General features: G+C 65.6%; 13 protein-coding genes. 5 read left to right on the top strand and 8 right to left on the bottom strand.

What is annotated here, in order from left to right; all coding sequences use genetic code 11:
- Positions 1-160: 160 nt before the first annotated feature.
- Positions 161-4054: a phosphoribosylformylglycinamidine synthase gene (gene purL / locus AC2T4A_RS11605; RefSeq protein WP_486743367.1), complete on the bottom strand. Its 3894-nt coding sequence runs from the start codon at positions 4052-4054 to the stop codon at positions 161-163.
- A gap of 290 nt (positions 4055-4344) precedes the next feature.
- On the opposite strand from purL, the gene mltF reads away from it, so the two are divergent.
- Positions 4345-5820 (top strand): membrane-bound lytic murein transglycosylase MltF, encoded by a 1476-nt coding sequence (gene mltF, locus AC2T4A_RS11600; RefSeq protein WP_486743366.1) that lies wholly within the window; start codon positions 4345-4347, stop codon positions 5818-5820.
- Positions 5821-5982: 162 nt separating this feature from the next.
- On the opposite strand, the gene tadA is transcribed toward mltF, so the two are convergent.
- The 4 genes from tadA to guaB form a co-directional block, all read right to left on the bottom strand.
- Positions 5983-6501 carry a tRNA adenosine(34) deaminase TadA gene (tadA, locus tag AC2T4A_RS11595; protein ID WP_478379662.1) on the bottom strand — a complete coding sequence of 173 codons (519 nt, stop codon included), beginning with the start codon at positions 6499-6501 and terminating at the stop codon, positions 5983-5985.
- Entirely contained in the window at positions 6489-7892 is a 1404-nt protein-coding gene (locus AC2T4A_RS11590; RefSeq protein ID WP_486743365.1) for a multicopper oxidase family protein, read from the bottom strand. Before AC2T4A_RS11590 ends, tadA begins: the two co-directional genes overlap by 13 nt.
- Before the next feature lie 254 nt (positions 7893-8146).
- Positions 8147-9724, bottom strand: coding sequence for a glutamine-hydrolyzing GMP synthase (guaA, locus tag AC2T4A_RS11585; protein WP_045211294.1), 1578 nt, complete (start codon positions 9722-9724; stop codon positions 8147-8149).
- Positions 9725-9934: 210 nt separating this feature from the next.
- Positions 9935-11404 (bottom strand): IMP dehydrogenase, encoded by a 1470-nt coding sequence (gene guaB / locus AC2T4A_RS11580; RefSeq protein ID WP_024762983.1) that lies wholly within the window; start codon positions 11402-11404, stop codon positions 9935-9937.
- Between the two features lie 148 nt (positions 11405-11552).
- Between guaB and xseA the strand changes: the two genes are divergently transcribed.
- The 4 genes from xseA (at position 11553) to AC2T4A_RS11560 (ending at position 15107) form a co-directional block, all read left to right on the top strand.
- On the top strand, positions 11553-12932 hold the full coding sequence (xseA, locus tag AC2T4A_RS11575) for an exodeoxyribonuclease VII large subunit (protein ID WP_486743364.1): 1380 nt from the start codon (positions 11553-11555) through the stop codon (positions 12930-12932).
- 6 nt (positions 12933-12938) lie between these two features.
- Positions 12939-13697 (top strand): M15 family metallopeptidase, encoded by a 759-nt coding sequence (locus tag AC2T4A_RS11570; protein ID WP_486743363.1) that lies wholly within the window; start codon positions 12939-12941, stop codon positions 13695-13697.
- A 184-nt stretch (positions 13698-13881) separates the two neighbouring features.
- Positions 13882-14718, top strand: a complete 837-nt coding sequence (locus tag AC2T4A_RS11565) for a peptidoglycan DD-metalloendopeptidase family protein (RefSeq protein WP_486743362.1) — start codon at positions 13882-13884, stop codon at positions 14716-14718.
- A complete protein-coding gene (locus tag AC2T4A_RS11560; protein ID WP_486743361.1) occupies positions 14718-15107 on the top strand; it encodes a ribosomal maturation YjgA family protein in 390 nt (129 codons plus the stop codon). Before AC2T4A_RS11565 ends, AC2T4A_RS11560 begins: the two co-directional genes overlap by 1 nt.
- Here AC2T4A_RS11560 and AC2T4A_RS11555 read toward each other — a convergent pair.
- From AC2T4A_RS11555 to AC2T4A_RS11545, 3 genes are all read right to left on the bottom strand, one after another.
- Positions 15088-15630, bottom strand: a complete 543-nt coding sequence (locus AC2T4A_RS11555) for a GNAT family N-acetyltransferase (protein ID WP_486743360.1) — start codon at positions 15628-15630, stop codon at positions 15088-15090. The two genes, AC2T4A_RS11560 and AC2T4A_RS11555, sit on opposite strands and share 20 nt — an antisense overlap.
- Entirely contained in the window at positions 15630-16118 is a 489-nt protein-coding gene (locus AC2T4A_RS11550; RefSeq protein ID WP_486743359.1) for a copper chaperone PCu(A)C, read from the bottom strand. Before AC2T4A_RS11550 ends, AC2T4A_RS11555 begins: the two co-directional genes overlap by 1 nt.
- Before the next feature lie 129 nt (positions 16119-16247).
- The gene (locus tag AC2T4A_RS11545) at positions 16248-17618 is read right to left on the bottom strand and encodes a PepSY-associated TM helix domain-containing protein (RefSeq protein WP_486743358.1); all 1371 of its coding nucleotides are present in this window, start codon (positions 17616-17618) and stop codon (positions 16248-16250) included.
- Positions 17619-17668 lie beyond the last annotated feature (50 nt).

The raw sequence follows: 17668 nt of genomic DNA, 5'->3' as shown, positions 1-17668 counted from the left end.
GTCGGCAACAGGGTCGGAATAGGCCCCGCCCGCAGGGTTCGGCTATGGCGCGATTCGCGAGCAAGCGCGCTCCCACCAGAGCCATGGTCCCTGCAAGGGCCCGTAAAGAAAAAGGGGAAAGCCGAAGCTTTCCCCTTTTTCGTATCGCATCAGACCGGGCTCAACCCACCCAGACGCGGGCATTGCGGAACATGCGCATCCAGCCGCCGTCCTCTTCCCACTCGTCCGGACGCCAGGAGTTCTGCACGGCGCGGAACACGCGCTCCGGGTGCGGCATCATGATGGTGACGCGGCCGTCGCGGCTGGTCAGGCCGGTGATGCCACGCGGCGAGCCGTTCGGGTTGGCCGGGTAGCTCTCGGTAACCTTGCCCAGGTTGTCGACGAAACGCAGGGCCACGGTGCCGGACAGGTCAGCTTCCAGCAGCGCTTCCTCGCTTTCGAACTCCGCATGACCTTCGCCGTGGGCGATGGCGATCGGCATACGCGAACCGGCCATGCCCTGCAGGAAGATCGACTGCGACTCCTGGACCTGGACCATCGCTACGCGCGCTTCGAACTGCTCGGAGCGGTTGCGCACGAAGTGCGGCCAGAACTCGGTGCCGGGGATCAGCTCGTGCAGGTTGGACATCATCTGGCAACCGTTGCACACGCCGAGGGCGAAGCTGTCCTTGCGCTCGAAGAAGGCCTGGAAGCCGTCGCGGGCACGGGCGTTGAACAGGATCGACTTGGCCCAGCCTTCGCCGGCGCCCAGTACGTCGCCGTAGGAGAAGCCGCCGCAGGCCACCAGGCCCTTGAACTGCTCCAGGCTGATGCGGCCGGAGAGGATGTCGCTCATGTGCACGTCGACGGCGGCGAAGCCGGCGCGGTCGAAGGCCGCGGCCATTTCCACCTGGCCGTTGACGCCCTGCTCGCGCAGGATGGCGATCTGCGGGCGCACGCCTTTCTTGATGTAGGGCGCGGCGATGTTGTCGTTGACGTCGAAGCTCAGCTTCACCGACAGGCCGGGGTTGTCTTCCAGCAGGCCATCGTATTCCTGGTCGGCGCAATCGGCGTTGTCGCGCATGCGCTGGATGCGGTAGCTGGTCTCGCTCCAGATGCGCTGCAGGTTGCGACGCTGGGCACTGTAGACGCGCTCGCCGTTGAAGGAGAGCACGATGTCGGCGCTACTGGCCGGCTGGCCGATGACCGCGACGCAGTCTTCCAGGCCGGCGGCGCTGAACTGGGCCAGTACTTCCGGGGTGGCGGCGCAGCGAACCTGAATCACCGCACCCAGTTCTTCGTTGAACAGGGCGGCAGTCAGCTCGTCACGGCTATCGGCCAGCGCATCGAGGTTCAGATCGAGGCCACATTTGCCGGCGAAGGCCATTTCCACCACGGTGGCCATCAGGCCGCCGTCGGAACGGTCATGGTAGGCCAGCAGGTGGCCGTCGGCGTTCAGGCCCTGGATCACGGCGAAGAAGGCTTTCATGTCTTCGGCATCATCGACGTCCGGCGCGGCGCGGCCGATCTGGCCGTTGACCTGGGCGAGGATGGAGCCGCCCATGCGGTTCTTGCCACGACCGAGGTCGATGACGATCAGGTCGGTTTCGCCCTTGTCCAGGCGCAGCTGCGGGGTCAGGGTCTTGCGTACGTCGTTGACCGGAGCGAAACCGGAGATGATCAGCGACATCGGCGAGGTCACGCTCTTCTCGGCGTCGCCATCCTGCCAGCGGGTCTTCATGGACATGGAGTCCTTGCCCACCGGGATGGTGATGCCCAGCGCCGGGCACAGCTCCATGCCGACAGCCTTGACGGTGTCGTAAAGGCGCGCGTCCTCGCCCGGGTGGCCGGCAGCGGCCATCCAGTTGGCGGAGAGCTTGATCTCGGAAATCTTGTCGATGCTGGCGGCGGCCAGGTTGGTGATGGTCTCGCCGATCGCCATGCGGCCGGAGGCCGGGGCGTCGATCACGGCCAGCGGAGTGCGCTCGCCCATGGCCATGGCTTCACCGGTGTAGACGTCGAAGCTGGTGGCGGTGACGGCGCAGTCGGCCACCGGAACCTGCCACGGGCCGACCAGTTGGTCGCGGGCAACCAGGCCGGTGATGGTGCGGTCGCCGATGGTGATCAGGAAGTTCTTGCTGGCAACGGCCGGGTGACGCAGCACACGCTCGGTGGACTCGGTCAGGTCCAGGCCGGCGGCGGCGAAGTCATCGCCCAGCTCAGCTTCGCGGGTGACCGAACGGTGCATGCGCGGCGGCTTGCCCAGCAGCACTTCGAGCGGCATGTCCACCGGGTTGTTACCGAAGTGGCTGTCGGCAACGGTCAGTTGCTTCTCTTCAGTGGCTTCGCCAACCACGGCGAACGGGCAGCGCTCGCGCTCGCAGATGGCCTTGAAGGTCTCGAAGTCGGCGGCATCCACCGACATCACGTAGCGTTCCTGCGACTCGTTGCACCAGATTTCCAGCGGGCTCATGCCCGGCTCGTCGTTGGGCACGTTGCGCAGTTGGAAGCGACCGCCGCGGCCGCCGTCGTTGATCAGTTCCGGCAGGGCGTTGGAGATGCCGCCCGCGCCCACGTCATGGATGAACTTGATCGGGTTGTTCTCGCCCATCTGCCAGCAGCGGTCGATGACCTCCTGGCAACGGCGTTCCATTTCCGGGTTCTCGCGCTGCACCGAGGCGAAGTCCAGGTCAGCGGCGGAGGCGCCGGTGGCCATCGAGGAAGCCGCGCCGCCGCCCAGGCCGATCAGCATGGCTGGGCCGCCGAGTACGATCAGCTTGGCGCCGACCGAAATCTCGCCCTTCTGCACGTGGTCTTCGCGGATGTTGCCCATGCCGCCGGCGATCATGATCGGCTTGTGGTAGCCACGGACTTCCTCACCGCGCGGAGTGGCGATGGCCTGCTCGAAGGTGCGGAAGTAGCCGGCGAGGTTCGGGCGACCGAATTCGTTGTTGAACGCGGCGCCGCCCAGCGGGCCTTCGATCATGATGTCCAGCGGGGTAACGATGCGCTCGGGCTTGCCGTAGGGCACTTCCCAGGGCTGTTCGAAACCGGGGATGTTCAGGTTGGAAACGGTGAAGCCCACCAGGCCGGCTTTCGGCTTCGCGCCACGACCGGTTGCGCCTTCGTCACGGATTTCGCCGCCGGAGCCAGTGGAGGCGCCGGGGAAGGGAGCGATGGCGGTCGGGTGGTTGTGGGTTTCCACCTTCATCAGGATGTGCACCGGCTCTTCGCTGGCGCTGTACTGGCGGGTCTCGGCGTTCGGGTAGAAACGACCGGCGACGTAGCCTTTCATCACCGCAGCGTTGTCCTTGTACGCGGACAACACGCCTTCGCGGTGCATTTCATAGGTGTTCTTGATCATGCCGAACAGGCTCTTGTCCTGAGCCTGGCCGTCGATGTCCCAACTGGCGTTGAAGATCTTGTGGCGGCAGTGTTCGGAGTTGGCCTGGGCGAACATCATCAGCTCGACGTCGTGCGGGTTGCGGCCCATCTCGACGAAGCTCTTCACCAGGTAGTCGATCTCGTCTTCGGCCAGCGCCAGGCCCAGTTCGAGGTTGGCCTTCTCCAGCGCGGCACGACCGCCGGCCAGGATGTCTACCACGGTCAGCGGCTTGGGCTGGGCGTGGCTGAACAGGGCGGAAGCTTCTTCGAGCTCATTCAGTACAAGCTGGGTCATGCGGTCGTGCAGGCGGGCGGCGACGGTTTGCGCGTCGGCCTCGCTCAGCTCGCCGGTGACGTAGTAGGCGATACCACGCTCGATGCGCTCGATCTTCGCCAGACCACAGTTGCGGGCGATATCAGAGGCCTTGCTCGACCACGGCGAAATGGTGCCGAAGCGCGGCAGCACCAGGAACAGACGACCGGCGGGCTCCTGCACCGGTACGCTCGGACCGTACTTCAGCAGGCGCGCCAGGACCTGTTCTTCCTCGGCGTTGAGGGCTCCGGTGACCTCGGCGAAGTGCGCAAACTCGGCATACAGCCCGGTGACGGCGGGCACATGCTGGGTCAGCAGGTCGAGCAGTTTGCCGTGGCGGAAAGCGGAAAGGGCGGGAGCACCGCGCAGGATCAGCATTGTCGGAACAGCCTCTGGAGACGGGGAAGTATGTGGGGCCGGTCGGGCCGGCCCACAGAGGCCGTGCATTCTACCGTAAAGCGCACCGTGGCGGCACCTTTCAAGCACCTTCCTTGCCGCTACTCCGGCGGAAATCGCCATTCATCTTCGAACGCCTTCGAGCCGCCTGGGGAAAATCCCGCGCCAGCGGGGTTCGCCACGAAAAATGCCGACGAACGGTGTCCCAGCTAGCAGAGAAGCTTCGAGCTGTCGAGATATGGCGCACAACAGCCTTTGCGTATACTGCCCTGATGCTTGCCCTGACTGTGTCCCGTGTGCGCTGCACCGCCTGGATCTTGGCGACCTGTATCTTTCTGCTGCTTTCCGGCTGTAGCGAGGCGAAAGCCCCGACGGCCCTCGAGCGCGTGCAGAAGGACGGCGTGCTGCGCGTGATCACCCGCAACAGTCCGGCCACCTACTTCCAGGACCGCAATGGCGACACCGGTTTCGAGTACGAGCTGGCCAAGCGCTTTGCAGACAGCCTGGGTGTACAGCTGCAGATCGAAACCGCCGACAACATCGATGACCTCTATGACCGGATCGGCCGCGACGGCGGGCCGAACCTTGCGGCTGCCGGTCTGACCCCGGGCGGCGATCGCGATTCCCAGGTGCGCTACTCGCACTCCTACCTCGACGTGACCCCGCAGGTCGTCTACCGCAACGGCGCCCAGCGCCCTACCCGCCCGGAAGACCTGGTCGGCAAGCGCATCGTCGTATTGAAAGGCAGCAGCCACGCCGCGCAGCTGGCAGAGCTGAAGAAGCAGTTCCCCAAGCTGGAATACCGCGAATCCGACGCCGACGAAATGGTCGACCTGCTGCGCATGGTGGACGTCGGTGAGATCGACCTGACCCTGGTGGACTCCAACGAACTGGCGATGAACCAGGTCTACTTCCCCAACGTGCGCGTCGCGTTCGATCTCGGCGATGCCAAGGGGCTGGCCTGGGCGCTGCCGGCCGGCGATGACACCAGCCTGCTGGAGAAGGTCAACGCCTTCCTCGACAAGGCCAAGCAGGACGGCCTGCTGCAACGCCTGAAGGACCGCTATTACGGCCATGTGGACGTCCTGGGCTACGTCGGCGCCTATACCTTCGCCCAGCACCTGCAACAGCGCCTGCCCAAGTACGAACCGCACTTCCGCCAGAGCGGCACCAAGCTGGAGGCCGACTGGCGCCTGCTGGCCGCCATCGGCTACCAGGAATCCATGTGGCAGCCCGACGCGACCTCCAAGACCGGCGTGCGCGGCCTGATGATGCTGACCAACCGCACCGCCCAGGCCATGGGCGTGGCCAACCGCCTGGACCCGAAGCAGAGCATCCAGGGCGGCAGCAAGTATTACGTGCAGATCAAGGACGAGTTGCCCGACAGCATCAAGGACCCGGACCGCATGTGGTTCGCCCTGGCCGCGTACAACATCGGCGGCGCGCACCTGGACGACGCGCGCAAGATGGCTGAGCAGGAAGGCCTGAACCCGAACAAGTGGCTCGATGTAAAGAAGATGCTGCCGCGCCTGGCGCAGAAGCAGTACTACCGCAAGACGCGCTACGGCTATGCGCGCGGCGGCGAAACCGTTCACTTCGTGCAGAACGTGCGCCGCTACTACGACATCCTGACCTGGGTAACCCAGCCGCAGATGGAAGGCGGCCAGCTCGCCGAGAGTGGCCTGCACCTGCCCGGCGTGAACAAGACCAAGCCTGACGACGATGACGGGCGGGATCAGAAGCTCTGAGGTTCAAACCCACTGACGTCGCCGACGTGCCACGTCGAATCGATCGCGGACGGAGTCCGCTCCTACGCGGATGTCGAGCATTGGGTAGGAGCGGACTCCGTCCGCGATAGGCTTGGCGTTGCGCCGTTCGCGAGCAAGCTCGCTCCTACAAAAAGGCCGAACTCAGCCCTTGCGCCGCGCCTTGAAGAAGGCCGAGAGCATCGCGCTGCACTCCTCCCCCAGGACCCCGCCTTCCACCAGCACCCGGTGGTTGAGGAAGTCCTGTTCGAAAAAGTTGCCCCGGCTGACCACCACCCCCGACTTGGGCTCGGTGGCGCCGAACACCACGCGCTGGATGCGCGAGTGCACCAGCAGGCCGGCGCACATGCTGCACGGCTCGAGGGTGACGTAGAGGGTGCTGCCGGGCAGTCGGTAGTTCTGCGCGGCGGCAGCGGCCTCGCGGATGGCGACCATTTCTGCGTGGGCACTGGGATCGTGGGAGGTGATCGGCCGGTTGAAGCCTCGGCCGACGATCTTCCCGTCCAGCACCAGCACGGCGCCCACCGGCACTTCGCCCAGCGCCGCGCCCTGCTCGGCCAGCGCCATGGCTTCGCGCATGAAGGGGATGTCCTGGCTGCGGTCGATGACCGGCACCAGCCCCTTCACCGTCGGATGCCCCTTGCTGTTGGTCAGCCGCACCATGCCTCGCCCACCGCGATGGTTCCCATCAGGCCGGTCTCCATGTGATCGATCACGTGGCAGTGGAACATCCACAGGCCGGGGTTATCCGCCACCAGCGCCACGCGTGCCGTCTCATTCTTGCCCAGCAGGTAGGTGTCGGTGAAGTACGGAATGATGTCCCGGCGATCCGAATCCAGCACCTTGAAGGCCATGCCGTGCAGGTGGATCGGGTGCTGGTACTGGGTCATGTTGCGCAGTACGAAAATGTAGCTGTTGCCTTCCTTGAGCTTCGCCAGCGGCGGCGAGTTGTGCTTGTGCTCTTCACCGCCCTGCCAGGCCACGCCATTGATCTGCCACAGCGAAGGCGCCGACTGGCCCTTGGAATAGTCGGACATGGCGCCGACCCACTCGAACTTGAAGTTGATGGTCTCGGCGTTCTTCAGGTCCGGCTCGGCGACCGGGTTGCGCGGCAGCGGCGCCGGCCACCGGGCCGTCGGCGCCTTGGGGTTGGCCACGCCACGGATGGTCGCCAGGCGCACCGGGCCGTTGCGCAGCGAAAGCTCGGTGCCTTGCGCCGGGCCACGGATGCCCAGTTCCAGGCGCATGCCTGGGCCGATCCAGTACTGGTCGCTCGGGCCCTTGCCGAAGTCGCGCGGCTCCACCGGGTGGCCGTCGATGGCGTAGATCTTCGCCTCGGCGTCCGGCAGGTTGAGGCGGTAAGTCACGGTGTTGTCGACGTTGAGAATGCGCACCCGGATGATCTCGCCGGCCGGCAGTTCGATCACCGGCGTGCGTTCGCCGTTGATGGTCGACAGGCGCCCGCGAGTACCTTCGCGTGCAGCTTCGCGCGGTACGCTGAAGGGCGTGAAGTTGCCCTCCTCGTCTACATGCCAGGTCTTCAGGTTGAGGATCTTCTCGCTGGTGAACTCGCTCGGCTCGCGCTCGTCGATGATCAGCGGCCCGACCAGGCCACGGCCCAGCTGCTCGCTGCTCATCAGGTGCGGGTGATACCAGTAGCTGCCGGCGTCCGGCGTCTTGAACTGGTAGACGAAGCTCTCGCCCGGCTGCACCGGCGGCTGCGAGATATAAGGCACGCCATCCATCTCAATGGGCAGGCGGATGCCGTGCCAATGGATGGTGGTCGGCTCGTCCAGCTTGTTGGTGAAGCGCACCCGCAGCCAGTCGCCCTGGCGCGCGCGGATTTCCACGCCGGGAGCCTGGCCGCCATAGCCCAGGCCGGGGGTCTTGTGGCCAGGCACCAGCTCCAGGTCCAGCGGCGCGGCGATCAGTTCGTAATCATGCTCGGCGGCGACCTGCGGACGTGCCAGCCAGATGCGCGCGCCACCGGCGCCCAGGCCGACGACGGCCAGGCCAGCAAGGCCACCGAGTACTTGTCTACGGGTAAACGACATGGGTCCAGACTCCTCAAACAAGGGACTTGCGACCCCATCGGCTTTCACGGAGATTGGCGCGTTCGCGCCCGGCGCCAGGCTCTTGCGGCCGGCTGCACTGTCCTGCTTTTTTGATACGAAAGCAGAAGCAACTGTGCATGAAGGCGCTAACGCCTCTCATGCGCCAGGTCAAGGACGGGCATCCCGCCCTCGCCTGTCGAAGAAGGCGGCGAGCATGCCGCCCTCTTCGTTAAGGGGATGTTAAATCGCCCTTGTCATTCCCACTCGATGGTTGCCGGCGGCTTGCTCGACACGTCGTAGGTGACGCGGGAGATGCCTTCGATCTCGTTGATGATACGGTTCGAGACCTTCTCCAGCAGCTCGTACGGCAGGTGCGCCCAGCGAGCGGTCATGAAGTCGATGGTTTCCACGGCGCGCAGGGCCACGACCCAGGCGTAGCGACGGCCATCGCCGACCACGCCGACGGATTTCACCGGCTGGAACACCACGAAGGCCTGGCTGGTCTTGTGGTACCAGTCGAAGTTGCGCAGCTCTTCGATGAAGATGTGGTCCGCGCGACGCAGCAGATCGGCGTACTCCTTCTTCACTTCGCCAAGGATGCGCACGCCCAGGCCCGGGCCCGGGAACGGGTGGCGGTAGACCATGTCGTAGGGCAGGCCCAGCTCCAGGCCGATCTTGCGGACTTCGTCCTTGAACAGCTCGCGCAGCGGCTCGACCAGCTCGAACTGCATGTCTTCGGGCAGGCCGCCGACGTTGTGGTGCGACTTGATCACGTGGGCCTTGCCGGTCTTGGCGCCGGCCGACTCGATCACGTCCGGGTAGATGGTGCCCTGGGCGAGGAACTTCACGTCCTTCAGCTTGGTGGCTTCCTCATCGAAAACTTCGATGAAGCTGCCGCCGATGATCTTGCGCTTCTGCTCCGGGTCACTGACACCGGCGAGGCGGCTGAGGAACTTCTCTTCGGCGTTGGCACGGATCACCTTGACGCCCATGTTCTCGGCGAACATGGCCATCACCTGGTCACCCTCGTGCAGGCGCAGCAGGCCGTTGTCGACGAAGACGCAGGTCAGCTGGTCGCCGATGGCCTTGTGCAGCAGGGCTGCGACCACCGAGGAGTCGACGCCGCCGGACAGGCCCAGCAGCACTTTGGAGTTGCCGACCTGGGCACGCACGGTGGCGATGGCGTCGTTGACGATGTTGGACGGGGTCCACAGGGCTTCGCAGCCGCAGATGTCCAGCACGAAGCGGGAGAGGATGCGACCGCCCTGCTTGGTGTGGGTCACTTCCGGGTGGAACTGCACGCCGTAGTAGCCGCGCGCGTCGTCAGCCATGGCGGCGATCGGGCAGCTCGGGGTGCTGGCGAGGATGTGGAAGCCGGCCGGGATCTCGGTGACCTTGTCGCCGTGGCTCATCCAGACGTCGAGACCGAACACGCCGTCTTCGCTGACGCAATCTTCGATGCCGTCCAGCAGGCGGGCCTTGCCGACCACGTCGACGCGGGCGTAGCCGAATTCGCGCAGGTCAGAGCCCAGCACCTTGCCGCCCATCTGCTCGGCCATGGTCTGCATGCCATAGCAGATGCCGAACAGCGGCACCTTCAGATCGAACACCGCCTGCGGCGCGCGCGGGCTGTTGGCTTCGTGCACCGACTCCGGGCCACCGGCCAGGATGATGCCGCGCGGGGCGAAGGCACGAACTTCGTCGTCGCTCATGTCGAACGGATGGATTTCGCAGTACACACCGATCTCGCGGACGCGGCGGGCGATCAGCTGGGTGTACTGGGAGCCGAAGTCGAGGATCAGGATCCGGTGAGCGTGAATGTCTTGGGCCATGGCCATCTCTCGTAGCGAAATTCTTAAACGACACGGGGCTGTATCAAGCAGCCCCGTGTCCTGCAACTTTTAAAAATGGCATTGCCGCGTCGCGAGCGCAGGACAGGCAAGGCGGGAAAACAGGAGAAAGCGGAGTTTGCTGAAGCAAATGAGCATTTCGACTGTTTTTCCAACGCAGCATGTTCAAGCGCAGCAGCGTCAAAGCCATTTTTAACCTACGCGGTAATTCGGCGCTTCCTTGGTGATCTGTACATCGTGGACGTGGGACTCGGCCATGCCGGCGCCAGTGATGCGCACGAACTGCGGCTTGGTGCGCATGTCCTGGATATCGGCGCTGCCGGTGTAGCCCATGGCGGCACGCAGGCCACCCATCAACTGGTGGACGATGGCGGTCAACTGGCCCTTGTACGGCACGCGACCTTCGATGCCTTCGGGCACCAGCTTCTCGGCGCCGGCGGAGGCGTCCTGGAAGTAGCGGTCGGAAGAGCCGGTGGAACCGGCCATGGCGCCCAGGGAGCCCATGCCACGGTAGGACTTGTAGGAGCGGCCCTGGAACAGCTCGATCTCGCCCGGTGCTTCTTCGGTACCGGCGAACATCGAACCCATCATCACGCAGTAAGCGCCAGCCACCATGGCCTTGGCCAGGTCGCCGGAGAAGCGGATGCCACCGTCGGCGATCAGCGGTACACCGGTGCCTTCCAGGGCAGCGGCGACGTTGGCAATGGCGGAAATCTGCGGCACGCCAACGCCAGCAACGATACGGGTGGTGCAGATGGAACCCGGGCCGATGCCGACTTTCACAGCGTCGGCGCCGGCGTCTGCCAGGGCTTTCGCGGCTTCGCCGGTGGCGATATTGCCGCCGATGACCTGTACCTGCGGGAAGGTTTCCTTCACCCAGCGCACGCGGTCGATCACGCCTTTGGAGTGGCCGTGGGCGGTATCGACGACTACCACATCAACGCCAGCGGCAACAAGGGCGGAAACACGCTCGCCAGTGTCTGCACCGGTACCGACGGCTGCGCCGACGCGCAGGCGACCCAGGTCATCCTTGGACGCCAGCGGGTAGGTCTTGGCCTTCTCGATGTCGCGGAAGGTCACAAGGCCAGTGAGGTAGAAGTTCTCGTCGACGATCAGCATCTTCTCGATGCGGTTCTCGTAGAGCGCGGCCTTGATCTCTTCCAGCGGGGTGTTTTCGCGGGCGGTGACCAGCTTGTCCTTCGGGGTCATGATCGCGGCGACGCTGTCGCCGATGTTCGGCTTCACGCGCAGGTCGCGACCGGTGACGATACCGACCAGCTCACCCTCTTCCACCACCGGGAAGCCGGAGAAGCCGTACTCGCGGGCAATCTGCAGCAGCTCGATGATCTTGGTCGACGGGGTCACGGTGACCGGGTCGCGAACAATCGCGGTCTCGTGCTTCTTGACCTTGCGGACCTCGGCGGCCTGCTGCTCGATGCTCATGTTCTTGTGGATGATGCCGATGCCGCCTTCCTGCGCCATGGCGATGGCCAGGCGGGCTTCGGTCACGGTATCCATCGCGGCGGACACCAGCGGGATGTTCAGCTCGATGCCTCGGGTCAGGCGAGTTTTCAGGCTCACGTCCTTGGGTAGGACTTCCGAATAACCCGGAATCAGGAGGACGTCGTCGAAAGTGAGGGCTTCTTGGCTGATGCGCAGCATGGCGGGGGCTCCCGATCGGGAAAAATGGAAGCGCGGCATTATATCCCAGCTGGGGGCTGCGGCTCAACGTGACCAGACGATCTGAATAAAGCCTTTCTCCATCTTGCGCGCTGGCCCCTGTCCACGGGCGCGCTTATCATCCTTCGCCATGCAGAAAGATCCCTTCCAACGGCTGGGCCTCGACCGTGAGGTTCTGACCGTCAGCCAGCTCAACCAGCGCGCCCGCCACCTGCTGGAGGACGTGTTCCCGCAGGTCTGGGTGGAGGGCGAAATCTCCAACCTCGCCCGCCCCGCGTCCGGCCACATGTATTTCACCCTCAAGGACAGCAACGCCCAGGTGCGCTGCGCGCTGTTCCGGCAGAACGCCCTGCGCGTGCGCCAGGCCCTGCGTGATGGCCTGGCCGTGCGGGTGCGAGGCAAGGTCTCGCTGTTCGAGGGACGTGGCGACTATCAACTGATCGCCGATACCGTCGAACCGGCCGGTGACGGCGCACTGCGCCTGGCCTTCGAGGCATTGAAGGAAAAGCTCGCCGCCGAGGGCCTGTTCGCCGCCGAGCGCAAGCAGGATTTGCCCGCCCATCCACGGCGCATCGGCATCATCAGCTCGCCCACCGGCGCGGTGATCCGCGACATCATCAGCGTGTTCCGCCGCCGCGCGCCGCAGGTCGAGCTGACCCTGATCCCCACCGCCGTACAGGGCCGCGAGGCCATCGGGCAGATCGTCCGCGCGCTGAAGCTGGCCGACGCCCAGGGCTTCGACGCACTGATCCTGGCCCGTGGCGGCGGCTCGCTGGAGGACCTCTGGTGCTTCAACGAGGAACCGGTGGCCCGTGCCATCGCCGCCTGCGTGACCCCCATCGTCAGCGCCGTGGGCCATGAGACCGACGTCTCCATCAGCGACTTCGTCGCCGACGTGCGCGCGCCCACTCCCTCGGCCGCCGCCGAATTGCTGGCGCCGCACAGCGGCGACCTGCAACAACGCCTGGACAGCCTGCGTCGCCGGCTGATCCTGCGCATCCAGGACCGTCTGACCCGCGAACGTCTGCGCCTGGAAGGCACCGCCCGACGCCTGCGTCACCCCGGCGAGCGCCTGCGCCAGCAGTCCCAACGCCTGGACGATCTGGACATGCGCCTGCGCCGCGCCTTCGAGCGCCAACTGCACATCCGTCAGGAGCGTGTCGCGCGGCTGGATACGCGCCTCGCCGCGCAACATCCCGGCCGTAACCTGGCCTTGCTTCGGCAGCGCCTGGAGAACCTCAGCGCCCGCCTACCCCGAGCCACCCAGACGATCCTGCGCGAACAGCGCCAGCGCCTGGATGGCCTGATGCAGACGTTGCACATCGTCAGCCCGCTGGCGACCCTCGGCCGTGGCTACAGCATCCTGCTGGACGACAAGGGCCAGGCCATCCGCAGCGCCACGCAGACGAAGAACGGCCAGCGCCTCAAGGCCAAGCTGGGCGACGGTGAGCTGGAGGTACGCGTTGAGGACAATCACCAGGCGCCCGTCACCCTGTCGCTGCTGGACTGAGAACCGATGACCGACCTGCTAGCGCCAATCCTGCCGCAACCCGATCCGGACTGGGCCGAGGCCTTCCGTGTGCCCATCGTCGAGTGCGAGCAACCGTTGCAGGCCATGGGCATTGCTACGGGTTTCGCGGTATGGCCGGCCTATCACCGTCTCGGCGTGCCCAACGCCCAGCCGGAATGTTATGCCCGCACGGAAGTCTTCGAGCGCCTGCTGCGGGCCGCCAGCCTGCTGCCCGACGGCCTGCGCCTGGTCATCCTCGACGCCTGGCGGCCCTTTGCAGTGCAGCAGCACCTGTACGACACGCTCTACGACATCCTCCGTCAGCATGATCCGGACGCCGATCCGGCCGAGCTGACCCGGCGCACCCGCGAGTTTGTGGCGCCGCCCAGCACCCGCGCCGAATCGCCCAGCCCGCACCTGACCGGCGGCGCCATCGACCTGACCCTGTGCGACGGCGAAGGCCGCTGGCTGGACATGGGCAGCCTGTTCGACGAGGCCACACCACGTTCCTATACCCGACATTACGAAGAGATCGACGCGCCGGACGAACTACAGCAGCGCATCCGCGGCAACCGCCGAATTCTGTTCAATGCCATGAAAGCAGCGGGTTTCAGCAACCTCTCCAGCGAGTGGTGGCACTACGACTACGGCGACCAGTTGTGGGCCGCGCACCTGGGCAAGCCCCACGCCATCTACGGCCCAGCGCAGGTGCTGCCGCTGGAGCAGCTGTGGCGCCAGCAGCTCGAGGGCCTGCACAACCTGTAGGAGCGAGCTTGCTCGCGAACGGTTTCGCTGCGGGGTGGGTTCGCGAGCAAGGGCTGGGCGCACCCCTCGGTCCTACAAAAAGCGCCGTGCCACAACGTTCCGCTTTCGACGAAATCGCCCCGCTCGCCGAATAGCCCCGTGTAGACTGCCCGCTTCATCCGCCGACACGTCCACGGATTGCGCCATGTTCCGACTCTCCTGCCTGCTCATCGCCTCCCTCGTCACCCTGTCCGCCCACGCTGAAGGCTTCATCAGCCGCACCCTGAACAAGCCGGTTCCCGGCGGCGTCGCCGTGGTGCAACTGGGCCAGGATGCCGCCGTACCCACCGCTACCTACCAGGGCAAACCGGTGCTGGTGGTGCGCGAGGAAAGTCGCGACTGGATCGCCATCGTCGGTATCCCGCTGACCGCCAGGACCGGCAGTCAGCAGATCGTCGTGAAGCAGGCCGGCGCCAGCCGCAACCTCGGTTTCAGCGTGGGCAGCAAGCACTATAAAGAGCAGCGCATCACCCTGAAGAACACCCGCCAGGTGAACCCGCTGCCCGAAGACCTCAAGCGCATCAACCGCGAACTGGCCGAGCAGACCGCCGCCTACCGCAGCTTCAGCCCCGGCACGCCGAGCAACCTGGTGTTGGACAAGCCGGTCAGCGGCCCGCTCTCCAGCCCCTTCGGCCTGCGCCGCTTCTTCAACGGCGAGGAGCGCAACCCGCACTCCGGGCTGGACTTCGCCGTGCCCGCCGGCACGCCGATCAAATCCCCGGCCGCCGGCAAGGTGATCCTGATCGGCAACTACTTCTTCAACGGCAACACCGTGTTCGTCGACCACGGCCAGGGCTTCATCAGCATGTTCTGTCACATGTCGAAGATCGACGTGAAGCTCGGTGACCAGGTCGCGCGTGGCGGGGTGGTCGGCCGCGTTGGCGCTACCGGCCGCGCCACCGGGCCGCACATGCACTGGAACGTCAGCCTGAACGATGCCCGCGTCGATCCGGCGATCTTCATCGGCGCCTTCAAACCCTGATGCGCCTTCGTTTCGAGGGGCGCAGTGCAATCTTTGCGCTGCTCTGGTTCGCCGTCCTCGTCTGGCTGGCCACGGCTGGAGCGAATCTCGGCTGGCTGCGCGGCTTCGGCGGCGACGTGCTGGCAGTCATCTGGCTGTATTGCCTGCTGCGCGCCGTGCAGGATGCACCAGCGCATTGGCAGGCCGCTGCGGCGCTGGGCTGCGGGCTGCTGATCGAGTTCGGCCAGTACCTCGCCGCGACCTTCCACTGGCAGATCGGCAACCGCGCACTGCGCATCGTGCTGGGCGCCACGCCGGACTGGCTGGATGTGCTGGCCTACTGCATCGGCTTCATACTGATCCTCTCCGCGCGGCAAGCGCGCGTAGCGCTCAGGCCAGCGGGTAGCTGAAGAACAGCGCCATTTCGCCGGGCAGCACCTGTGCCGGGTCGTAGAGGTCGGTGGACAACCCGCTGAGGGCGAAGCCACGGGAGCGATAGAAGCCCACCGCCGGCAGATTGAGGTTCTGGGTTTCCAGCCACAGATGGCGCGCCTCGGTGCCGCGCGCCCATTCCAGGCAGCCTTCCAGCAGTTGCCGGCCGACACCCTGGCCGCGCGCGCTGGCGAGGACGAACAGGTCGTCCAGCACCGCGCGGCGATTCCAGATTTCGTAGCGGGCGATGGCGAAGCCCAGGCGTTCGCCTTCCTCGTCGACAACCACGGCAGTCCAGTCGGCCGCCGTGACGTCGTCCTTCAGGTCGGCGAAGGGGTAGCGCTTGGTCTGCGTCTCGGCCAGTCGTTCCTCGCGCAGGATGAAACCATCGGCGGCGCTCTCGATGCGCAGGATCGAGTCACTCGAGTAGCTGCCGTCGAAACCCAGCAGCCACTCGCCGTCTTGCGCCCACACCAGCGGGCGCAGGAGCCGGTCGCTCATCAGTTCATCTTCATGCCGTGCATGTCGTGGCCCATGTCAGTGCCCTTCGGTGCGTCCTTCTGCACCGCGACCTCCACCTTCACGTCGCCGGCCTTCTGGAAGTGCAAGGTCAGCGGGAAGCGCTCGCCATCGGTGAGCGGCTTCTTCAGGCCGAACAGCATCAGGTGATACTGGCCAGGCGCGAAGACGATCTTGCCGCCGGCGGGGATGTCCACGCCTTCGACCTTCTGCATTTTCATCATGCCGTCCTTCTCCACGTGCTGGTGAACCTCGGCGCTGGCGGCGCGGTCGGTGTCGGCGCCGAGCAGGCGGTCTGCCGACTGGCCGTGGTTCTGCACGATGAAGTAAGCGGCGCCGTTCACCGAGTTGGCCGGCAGCAGCAGCGACCACGGGTGGTCGATATGCAGGTTGCCAGCCTCGTATTCGTGGGCCATGGCGGCACCGGAGAAGCCCAGCAGGACAGCGAAAGCGAGCAGGGTTTTACGCATGTTCGAGACTCCAGTTGGCTTGTGATCGAGTCCGCCGGAGCGGCGGAAGAGCTTGGCGCCGCGGGCGCAACGATCGCGCCGCAGCATAGCCTGCCTCACGGCAGGCGTCAGGTTGGAACAGCGCCGGCATCAGCCCAGCGCCGGACTGCGCGGTTTGATGCGCGACAGTACGGCCCAGTCCAGCGCCCACACCAGCAGCAGCGACGCGCCCACCAGCGGGAAGGCAACGCCAAGGATGATCATGATCACCACGCCGCCCTTCCACACCGGCAGCGCGTGAGGCATCGGCGGTACACCGAGGCGGCCTTGCGGGCGGCGCTTCCACCAGATCCACAGGCCGCTGACGGCGCTGAGCAGGATCATCAGGCAGACGCCCAGCATGAGCAGCTGGTTGAACAGGCCGAACATCTTGCCTTCGTGCAGCATCACCCCGGATTCGACGCCCTTGGCCACCAGGCCGTAGTCCTTCCAGCGCACGTCGGCGAGCACTTTGCCGGTGTACTGGTCGATGTGCAGGGTGGCGTCGTTGCGCGAGTCGTCAGCAAACACCGAGACGGTGAACACGCCTTGCTCGCCCTTGGGCAGCGCGATGGCGTAGCCCGGCGTCACACCAGCCTGGTCGGCGGTGTCGACCACCTGGTGCAGGCTGATCTGCGGCATCGCCATGCCGCCGGAACCATGGGCCATGTGCTCGGCATGGGCGCCGCCGGACATCGGCATCGGGGTGTTTTCCATCGCCCAGGGAATGGTCTGGCGGTGCGCCTCGTTGAGCGTGCGCGCCTCCAGGTCCGACTTGGGCACCTCATTCCACATGGCAGCCGGGAAGCGGTTCCACACGTCGGCGAAGGACTTTCCCCAGAAGCCGGTCCAGGTCATGCCGGTGAGCAGCATGAACAGCATCAGCAACGAGCCCCAGAAGCCGACCACCATGTGCACCTCACGCCAAAGCGCACGGCCGCGGCGCGACAGGTCCGGCCACAGCAGCACCCGCAGCGAGCGCTTGCGCGGCCACCACAGGTAAAGGCCGGAGACGACGAGCACGATGCCCCAGCCCGCAGCCAGCTCGATCAGCCGGTCGCCGATGGTGCCGATCATCAGCTCGCCGTGCAGCGCACGGGCCATCGCCTGCAGGTTGGACTTGGCGTCCTGCACACCCAGCAGCTTGCCGCTGTACGGATCGATGAAGGCGTTCACCTCGCGCCCGTCGAGCTGGGCAACGAACTGCGCGCTGCGGTCGGCAGCCGGCGCCGGCAGGTACTGGCTGACCTGCAACTGCGGGTTCTGGTGATGCAGGTGCATCAGTTGCTCATCGGCGGACAGCCGTACCTCGCCTGGCTTCACCGTCAGCAGGTCGCTGTACATCAGCGGGTCGAGCTGAGGTTTGAACAGGTAGATGATCCCGGTGAGCGACAGCAGGATCATGAACGGCGCGACGAACAGCCCGGCATAGAAGTGCCAGCGCCAGGCCAGGTTGTAGAAATCGAATGTCTTGTGCTGCATTCGTTGGTCTCCTCACGCAAGGAGGCCCCCAACCGACGGGGGCCGGTCGG

It is taken from the genome of Pseudomonas sp. PVC-3-1 (assembly GCF_057444315.1).
This window is presented reverse-complemented; position numbering and strand designations above follow the sequence as displayed.